Origin of the sequence: uncultured Methylobacterium sp. (genome assembly GCF_964244095.1) — a bacterium.
Taxonomy (GTDB): domain Bacteria; phylum Pseudomonadota; class Alphaproteobacteria; order Rhizobiales; family Beijerinckiaceae; genus Methylobacterium.
The window spans coordinates 1-7,963 of sequence record NZ_CAXTHR010000178.1; the positions used below are offsets into that span (position 1 = coordinate 1).

6 protein-coding genes and 2 pseudogenes are annotated in these 7,963 nt (G+C 70.9%); 5 read left to right on the plus strand and 3 right to left on the minus strand.

Going from position 1 to position 7,963, the window contains the following annotated elements; translation table 11 throughout:
* Window positions 1-387: pseudogene (locus ACFE86_RS19945) on the minus strand (branched-chain amino acid ABC transporter permease LivH); the annotation flags it as partial.
* A 395-nt stretch (window positions 388-782) separates the two neighbouring features.
* Here ACFE86_RS19945 and ACFE86_RS19950 point away from each other — a divergent pair.
* Together ACFE86_RS19950 and ACFE86_RS19955 are read left to right on the plus strand one after the other, a co-directional pair.
* On the plus strand, window positions 783-2,066 hold the full coding sequence (locus tag ACFE86_RS19950) for a dicarboxylate/amino acid:cation symporter (RefSeq protein WP_375457068.1): 1,284 nt from the start codon (window positions 783-785) through the stop codon (window positions 2,064-2,066).
* A gap of 78 nt (window positions 2,067-2,144) precedes the next feature.
* On the plus strand, window positions 2,145-3,056 hold the full coding sequence (locus tag ACFE86_RS19955) for an amino acid ABC transporter substrate-binding protein (RefSeq protein ID WP_375457069.1): 912 nt from the start codon (window positions 2,145-2,147) through the stop codon (window positions 3,054-3,056).
* Window positions 3,057-3,150: 94 nt separating this feature from the next.
* Here the strand turns inward: ACFE86_RS19955 and ACFE86_RS19960 are convergent, their stop codons facing one another.
* Complete coding sequence (locus ACFE86_RS19960) at window positions 3,151-4,170, minus strand: gamma carbonic anhydrase family protein (protein WP_375457070.1); 1,020 nt, start codon at window positions 4,168-4,170, stop codon at window positions 3,151-3,153.
* 156 nt (window positions 4,171-4,326) lie between these two features.
* Between ACFE86_RS19960 and ACFE86_RS19965 the strand changes: the two genes are divergently transcribed.
* Together ACFE86_RS19965 and ACFE86_RS19970 are read left to right on the plus strand one after the other, a co-directional pair.
* Window positions 4,327-4,830, plus strand: coding sequence for a molybdenum cofactor biosynthesis protein MoaE (locus ACFE86_RS19965; RefSeq protein WP_375457071.1), 504 nt, complete (start codon window positions 4,327-4,329; stop codon window positions 4,828-4,830).
* An 89-nt stretch (window positions 4,831-4,919) separates the two neighbouring features.
* Window positions 4,920-6,158 carry an AI-2E family transporter gene (locus ACFE86_RS19970; RefSeq protein WP_375457073.1) on the plus strand — a complete coding sequence of 413 codons (1,239 nt, stop codon included), beginning with the start codon at window positions 4,920-4,922 and terminating at the stop codon, window positions 6,156-6,158.
* Window positions 6,159-6,204: 46 nt separating this feature from the next.
* Here ACFE86_RS19970 and ACFE86_RS19975 read toward each other — a convergent pair whose 3' ends face one another.
* Complete coding sequence (locus ACFE86_RS19975) at window positions 6,205-7,440, minus strand: amidase (protein ID WP_375457072.1); 1,236 nt, start codon at window positions 7,438-7,440, stop codon at window positions 6,205-6,207.
* A gap of 212 nt (window positions 7,441-7,652) precedes the next feature.
* On the opposite strand from ACFE86_RS19975, the pseudogene ACFE86_RS19980 reads away from it, so the two are divergent.
* A pseudogene (locus ACFE86_RS19980) lies at window positions 7,653-7,963 on the plus strand (extensin); the annotation flags it as partial.

The following is a 7,963-nucleotide window of genomic DNA, read 5'->3' on the forward strand; positions in this document are numbered from 1 at the left end:
CGGCTTGTTGCGCGCGCCCTGGGCCACCTGCACGAAGTTCGACAGGAAGATCGACACGCCGATCGCCGAGATCAGCGGCGCCAGCCGGAACGACCCGCGCAAGGGGCGGTAGGCGACGCGCTCGATCGCCCAGCCCCAGAGCGCGGTGAGCACCATGCTGACCACGAGCACGATCAGGAAGGCCAGCGCGATCGAGGAGACCCCGAGCCACGCCGTGAGGATCAGGAAGCCGATCAGCGCGATGAAGCTCGACACCATGAAGACGTCGCCGTGGGCGAAGTTGACCATGCCGATGATCCCGAACACCATCGTGTAGCCGATCGCGATCAGGCCGTAGATCGACCCGAGCGTCAGCCCGTTGATCAACTGCTGTACGAAGACATCCATCGCGTGTCCGTCTCTTATGTCGCCGGATCGGCGACGCGGACCGGGGCGCCGCGTCCGGCCGGTTCGCGTCGGCAAGGTCTTGCCAGCGAGTTCTCGCCAGCAAGATCTTGTCGGCAAATGCGTGTTGGCAAAGGCGAGTTGGCAAGTCCCGTACCGCACCGGCAGCCGGGGCGCCACCGGGTGGGCTCGCCCGGTGGCGCCGCGATGCGCGGGCCGACGAAGAATATCCGGCCCCATGCGGAGAAGTCCACGGCGGAAGCGCGCCCGCCACCGGAAGACGAAAGTGCTCGGATGGCGGAACGAAATCCCTGAGCCGGCTTGCGGATGGCCTGCTTCGTGCGTCAGATGGGCCGACGCGGATTCGCGCATCGACTGCTGGGCACGGGGAGAGAACGATGACGGGTTCGCGGCTGACGACCATGATTTTCATCGGCATGGTGCTCGGCGTCGTCGTCGGCTACCTGTGCAGCATCACGTGGCCGGACCCGCAGACCGCCAAGGAGATCTCCGGCTACATCGCGCTGATCAGCGACATCTTCCTGCGGCTGATCAAGATGATCATCGCCCCGCTCGTGTTCTCGACCCTGGTCGTGGGCATCGCGCATCTCGGCGACACCGCCTCGGTTGGCCGCGTCGGCGGCAAGGCCCTGCTCTGGTTCGTCGGCGCCTCGTTCTGCTCGCTGCTGCTCGGCCTTGTCCTCGTCAACCTGATGCAGCCGGGCCACAACCTGAACCTGCCGCTGCCGGACGTCGGCGCCGGCACCGGGCTCAAGGCCGCCTCGCTCTCGCTCAAGGAGTTCGTCACCCACCTCGTACCCAAGAGCGCGGTGGAGGCGATGGCCAACAACGAGATCCTGCAGATCGTGGTGTTCTCGATCTTCTTCGGCGTGGCGCTCGCAGCCCTCGGCGAGAAGGGCCACTTCCTCGCCCAGGGCATCGAGGGCCTGGCCGACGTGATGCTCAAGATCACCGGCTACGTGATGCTGTTTGCCCCCGTCGCCGTCTTCGCGGCGATCGCGGCGACGATCACCACGCAGGGCATCGGCGTGCTGATCACCTACGGCAAGTTTCTCGTCGAGTTCTACATCGGCCTGTTCGTGCTCTGGGGCCTCCTGATGGGCGTCGGCTTCCTGCTTCTCGGGAGCGCCGGCATCATGCGGCTGTTCAACCTGATCAAGGAGCCGTTCGTGCTCGCCTTCTCGACGGCGTCGAGCGAGGCGGCCTACCCGAAGATGCTGACCAACCTCGAGCGGTTCGGCGTGCCCAACCGCATCACCTCGTTCGTGCTGCCGATGGGCTACTCGTTCAACCTCGACGGCTCGATGATGTACTGCACCTTCGCGGTGATGTTCATCGCGCAGGCGTACAACATCCCGCTCACCTACGGGCAGCAGCTCACGATGCTGTTCCTGCTGATGGTGACATCAAAAGGCATGGCCGGCGTGCCGCGCGCCTCGCTGGTGGTGATCTCGGCGACGCTGACGCAGTTCAATATCCCCGAAGCCGGGCTGCTGCTGATCATCGGCATCGATCAGTTCCTCGACATGGGCCGCTCGGCCACCAACGTGCTCGGCAACAGCATCGCCACCGTCGCCGTCGCCAAGTGGGAGGGTCAGCTTACCACGGTCGACCAGCGCCTCGACCGGGACGTCAGCCCAATGCCCGCGGCCGCCGAGTAGGCTTCGGGACCATCCTTCGGGGCCGGCTCCGGCCGGCTCCGGCTTCCCAGCACGGCACGGTCTTTCCGGAGTTCCCCGATGTCGGCACGTCAGTTCATGGCCGCGCTCGCCGTCGCGTGGCTCGGCATTCCGCACCCGGCCGTCGCCGTCGATATCCTCAACGGCGCGCTGAAGACCATCGCCGAGAAGGGCGAGGTGGTGATCGGCTACCGCACCAGTTCCGTCCCGTTCTCCTTCGTCGAGGGCAAGCAGGCGGACGGCAGCCCGCGGCCGATCGGCTACGCGATCGACCTCTGCGGCGAGATCGTGGACGAGATCGGCCGCGAGACGGGCCGCACAGACCTCAAGGTCCGCTACGAGCCCGTCACCTCCGAAAGCCGCTTCCAGGCCATCGCCAGCGGCAAGGTCGATCTCGAATGCGGCTCGACGACCGCCAATGCCGAGCGCCGCCGCACCGTCGCGTTCTCGCCGGTGACCTTCATCAGCGCGACGAAGCTGCTCGTCCCCAAGACATCGCCGATCGCGTCCTATCGCGACCTCGGTGGCAAACGGGTGGTCGTGACGGCCGGCACCACCAACGAGGGCGCGGTCCGCGATATCCTCGCCAAGCTCAAGCTCCAGTCTGACGTCCTGACGGCCAAGGACCACGCGGAATCCTTCGCCATGGTCAAGGACGGCCGGGCCGACGCCTTCGCCACCGACGACATCCTGCTCTACGGCCTGATCGCCAACGACGACGCGGAGGGCGCGAAGTACACGGTGCTCACCGACAAGCTGTCCTTCGAGCCCTACGGCATCATGTTCCGCAAGGACGATCCCGAAATGGCCGGCGCCGTCGCCGCGACCTTCGCGCGGCTGGCCGAGAGCCGCGAGCTGCGCTGGACCTACGAGCGGTGGTTCCTCAAGCGCCTGCCGAACGGCGCGCGCCTGAACGTGCCGATGTCGAACGACCTCAAGACCAGCTTCCAGCTCATCGGGCTGGAGGATTAGAGCATCTTCCAGCGCGGTGGATGCCGGCTCGCGTGAAGACGATGCGATCCCACACATGCTCTGGAGCGCAGGTCGGTCCGGTGCAGCCGGACCATTAGGAGAGCGCGGCTTCGGCCTTCCGATAGGCGCGGCCGTGCTCGCAATAGCCCTCGACGATGCGGACCATCATGGCGCGCTTGGTCGAGTCGAGCGGTCCGAGGATGCGGGCCGGGCGTCCGCCCCAGAGGTAGCCGCCCTCCAGCAACTGCCCCGGATCGGTGGTGGCGCCCGCCGCCAGCATCACGTCGTCGGCGATCACCGTGCCCGGCGCCACGCGCGCGCCGATGCCGATCAGCGCGCGCGCGCCGATGCGGCTGTCACTGACGCGGACGTTGTGGCCGATGGTGGTGTCGCGGCCGATGACGACGCCCTCGCCCCGGGTGCGGATCACGGTGTTGTCCTGGATGTTGGTGTCGGCGCCGACGACGATCGGCCCGACCTCGGCGTGCAGGTCGCAGGAGAACAGCACGCTCGATCCGGCGCCGAGGCTGACGCGCCCGCGCAGGCGCGCGGTGCTCGCGACGAACACCGTCGCCTCCACCTCCGGCGGATCGCCGGCCGCCGCCTGGACCGGATCGCCCGCGGCCTCGCGCAGGCGCTCGGCCCGCTCGTCGACCTCGGCCGGCGTGATCGGTCGGACGGACTTCGCCGGGCTGCCGGCATAGACGAAGCCGCCTGCAAGTTGCGCCCTTGGAAACACCGTCGCGCCGGCCTCGATCACCGCGTGATCGCCGACGCTCGCCCCGTCGAGGATGACGACATCGTCCTCGATCACCACGTCGGAGCCGACGGTGCAGGCGTGGACCACGCTGTTGCGCCCGACCGTCACGCGGTCGCCGGCCACGGTGCCGTGGCTGTAGGTCGCGATGTGCACCGTCGAGCGGTGGCCGAGCCAGAACCGCTCGCCCAGCGTCACCGGCTGCCCGTCGGCGCGGATCACGCCGCCGTCGCCGATCCAGGCCCGGCTGCCGAGGCGGACGGCACCGATGACGGCGCTGCCGCGGCCGCACCAGACCGGGCGGCTGGAAAATTCCGGCAGGATGCCGTCGTAGGGCAGGGTCAGGTCGGGGGTCACGTCTTCGTCCTCCGGCGCATCGCGTCGCGCCGGCCGAGGCGCGGCCGTGCCGGCGATGCGCCGGGATGCCATATAGGCGCGGGCGGGCGAGGTGTCAGGCGGATCGGTGTTTCGTCGTGATGCCGGTGTCGCCCGCTCCGCCGCGACGAGGAAGCCATGCCGCCCGCCCCGAGCCCCTCCGTCAGCATCCAGGCCGAGCCGTTCGACGTGGCCGCCGAGATCGGCGCCCTGAGCGAGAACCTCTCCGGGCGCGCCGGCGCGGTCGTGACCTTCACCGGCCTGTGCCGCGACGAGGGGGGACGGCTGAAGGGGCTGGAGCTGGAGCATTATCCCGGCATGGCCGAGGCCGAGATCGGCCGCGTCGTCACGGCTGCCGCGGCGCGCTGGCCGCTCCAGGCGGTGCGGGTGGTGCATCGCCACGGCTTCGTGGCGCCGGGTGACGGGATCGTCCTCGTGATCACCGCCGCCGGCCATCGCGTCGCGGCGTTCGAGGCGGCGAGCTTCCTGATGGACTACCTGAAGACGCGCGCGCCGTTCTGGAAGCGCGAGCATCTGGCCGGCGGCGGCACCGGCGAATGGGTCGAGGCGGCCGAGGCCGACGAGGCCGCGGCGGCGCGCTGGGCCGGCATCCTCGGTGCAGGAGCGGCGGCGGAGGCTTGACCGCGCAGCCGCGCGGGCGCTCGTGGGTGCCGACGCGAGGATCGCAGGGACACATGGCAGGAGGCATCGCTGGACCCATGGCAGAACCCATGGCCGAACCGAAGACCGAAGCGCGCGTGGAGCCGGCGAGGCTGTGGCGGAGCCTGCCGCTCGCGGCATCCGGCATCGCCGTGGTGTCGTTCGCCGCCCTGCTCGCGCTCGCCTGGATGTCGGCCGCGACGCTGTTCCTGGTCTTTGCCGGCGTGCTGCTCGGGGTGTTCCTCGACGGGCTGACGCGCGGGCTCGGCCACGTCCTGCCGCTCTCCCGCGGGCTGCGGCTGACGCTGGTCGGCCTGGTGCTTGCCGCGGGCACGATCGGGCTCGTCGGCTTCGGCGGAGCGACGGTCGTGCAGCAGGGCCGAGATCTCGGGGAGACCATCGGGAAGCAGTCGGGCACCGTCACCGGCTGGCTGTCCTCCTACGGCATCGACCTGCCGCCGCTCGGCGCGGGGGGCGGTCCCGACGGCAAGGCGCAGACGTCCAGGCCGGAGCCCAAGAACGGCGGCGACAAGGGCGGCGGCGACAAGGGCGGCGGCGACAAGGGCGGCGGCGACAAGGGCGGCGGCGACAAGGGCGGCGACAGGAAGCCGGAAGGGCTCGCGGGCCTCGCCTCCGGTGCGCTCAAGAGCCCCGGCTCGCTGCTGTCCGACGCCGGCAACGTGCTCGGGCCGGCAGCCGCGGTGATCGTCGGGCTGTTCAGCGCGCTCGGCAACGTGCTGGTGATCGTGTTCCTCGGCCTCGCCTTCGCCGCCGACCCGGGCAGCTACCGCGACGGGACCTTGCGCTTCGTGCCGCCCGAGCGCCGCTGGCGCTGGGCGCGGGTACTCGACGGCGCCGGGGAGACCCTGCGGCACTGGCTGTTCGGCCAGCTCGTCACGATGACGGTGATCTTCCTGTGCACCTGGGCCGGGCTTGCCGTCCTCGGGGTCGGCGGCGCGCTGATCCTCGGGCTCCAGGCGGGCCTGCTCGCCTTCGTTCCGACGATCGGGCCTCTGGTCGCCGGGCTCGTCATCCTGCTGGCGGGCCTCGCCTCGGGGACGAAGGCGCTGCTGGGCGTGCTCGGCGTCTACCTCGCGGTGCATTGCCTGGAGAGCTACGGCCTCACCCCGTTCATCCAGAAGCGCGCGCTCGACATCCCGCCGGCGACGATCTTCGCCGGGCAGCTCGTGCTCGGCGTGGTCTTCGGCCTGTGGGGCATCGCCCTGGCGCTGCCGCTGATGGCGGTGATCAAGGTGCTGCTGGAGCAGCTCTACGTCGAGGACGCGCTGGGCGAGGACGCCACGGTCTGAGTCCCGTGATTCCCAAGGGACACGTCCCTTGGGCCGGCGGAGCCCGCTATCTTTGCAAAGCCCCCTCGATCATCGCCGCGACGGCGAGCGCCCGCCCGTCGTCGCCGAAGCGCGCGATCACCTGCACGCCGACGGGCAGGCCGTCGCCGGGCACCGGGACGTTGACGCACGGCACCCCCATCAGCGTCCAGAGCCGGTTGAAGCGCGCGTCGCCGGTCGAGGCGAGCGTCCGCGGCGCGGGTCCCGGCGCGGAGAAGGTCAGGAGCGCGTCGAGGTCCGAGAACAGGGTCTTCAGCACCCGCCGGGCGCGGTGCGCCCTGCGCCGCGCCTCGTCGTAGGCGGCCGCGTCGAGGCCCTGCGCGTCGTCGAGCTGGCGCCCGAGCCGCTCGGGCAGCGCGCCGCGGTGGTCGGCGTATTCCCAGGCCAGCGCCTGGCGCGCCTCGAAATCCTGGATCGTGGCGTGGACGTGGAAAGCCGCCGCAAGCTCCGGCGGCAGGGCGCAGTCGACGACGACCGCGCCGGCCCGCTCGGCGGCCTGCCGCGCGCGGTCGAGGGCGGCCTGCGCCGCGGGCTCGGGCGCGTCGGCGAAATCCTGCCGCGCGAGGCCGATGCGCGGCGTGCCGGGCGAGACGCCGCCGAGCTCGATCGCGGGCCTGCCGGCGATCAGCGCGAGGGCATGGGCCACGTCGCGCACGCCCGCGCCGAACAGGCCCAGCGTGTCGAGCGCCCAGGAGAAGGTCTTCACGCCGACCGTCGGCAGCAGGCGGAACGACGGCTTGATCGCGGCGCAGCCGCAGAAGCTCGCCGGGCGGATCACCGAGCCGCCGGTCTGGGTGCCGAGCGCCAGCGGCAGCATGCCGGCGCCAACCGCGACCGCCGAGCCCGCCGAGGAGCCACCCGGGGTGTGGCCGGGATCGTGCGGGTTCGTGGTCCCGGTCGGGTCGATGCCAGCGAACGGCGAGGTCGTGGTCTTGGCCAGCGCCACCGCGCCGAGGCCCTTCAGGCGCATCACGATCGCCGCGTCGGCCCTGGGCTGCCAGCCGGCATAGATCGGCGATCCCATCTGCGTCGGCATCGCGGCGGTGTCGATGATGTCCTTGACGCCCACCGCGATGCCGGCGAGCGGCCCCCGGTCGGTCACCGCCGGCGCGGCATCGGTGCAGACGACGGCGCGGACCACCGGATCGCGGGCGAGGATCGCCTCCTGCGACAGGCGGACCGCGCCCTCCGGCGTGAGGGTGCCGGCTTCGATGCGCGCGCGGAGATCGACGAGGGACAGCATCCCGCATTCGCGCCCGCCCGCGAGCGCCTGTCAACGGCGCCGGAGCGGGCTTTCGTGGCGTCGCCCGGACAAGCCGGCTTCGATCTCCTTGGGGCTCGCATCATTCTTCTCGCGCGAAGCGGCGGCGGCTTCGCGCGGTGAGGCTTCGCCCGCGGCCCGGCTCCCGGCGTCGTTAGCGCCGCGTTTACGCGTTCCCGCGCATTCTCCCGGCCATGTGGCGTAGCGTGCTCGCGTTCTCCGCCCTTGCGCTGTTCGGCGCGGGGCTCACCGGCTGTGCGGTCAACCGGTTCGAGCGCCGCGAGGCGTGGCGCGACCAGGCCGAGCAGGTGTGCCTTGCAAAAAAGCTCGTCGAGCCGACGGAGTACGTCGTCCCCGCCAAGGAGATCGACGGCCCCGGCCCCTGCGGCATGCAGCAGCCGTTCCGGGTGACGCGGCTCGGGGGCGGCACGGTGGCGCTCAAGCAGCGCATGACGCTCGGCTGCCCGGCGCTGGCCGAGGCCGAGGCGTGGCTCGCCGACACGAT

Excerpts from the sequence above, each read along its gene's own strand:
- ACFE86_RS19950 (WP_375457068.1), top strand. The coding sequence starts at position 783 with ATGACGGGTTCGCGGCTGACGACCATGATTTTCATCGGCATGGTGCTC.
- ACFE86_RS19955 (WP_375457069.1), top strand. The coding sequence starts at position 2,145 with ATGTCGGCACGTCAGTTCATGGCCGCGCTCGCCGTCGCGTGGCTCGGC.
- ACFE86_RS19965 (WP_375457071.1), top strand. The coding sequence starts at position 4,327 with ATGCCGCCCGCCCCGAGCCCCTCCGTCAGCATCCAGGCCGAGCCGTTC.
- ACFE86_RS19970 (WP_375457073.1), top strand. The coding sequence starts at position 4,920 with ATGGCCGAACCGAAGACCGAAGCGCGCGTGGAGCCGGCGAGGCTGTGG.
- ACFE86_RS19975 (WP_375457072.1), bottom strand. The coding sequence starts at position 7,440 with ATGCTGTCCCTCGTCGATCTCCGCGCGCGCATCGAAGCCGGCACCCTC.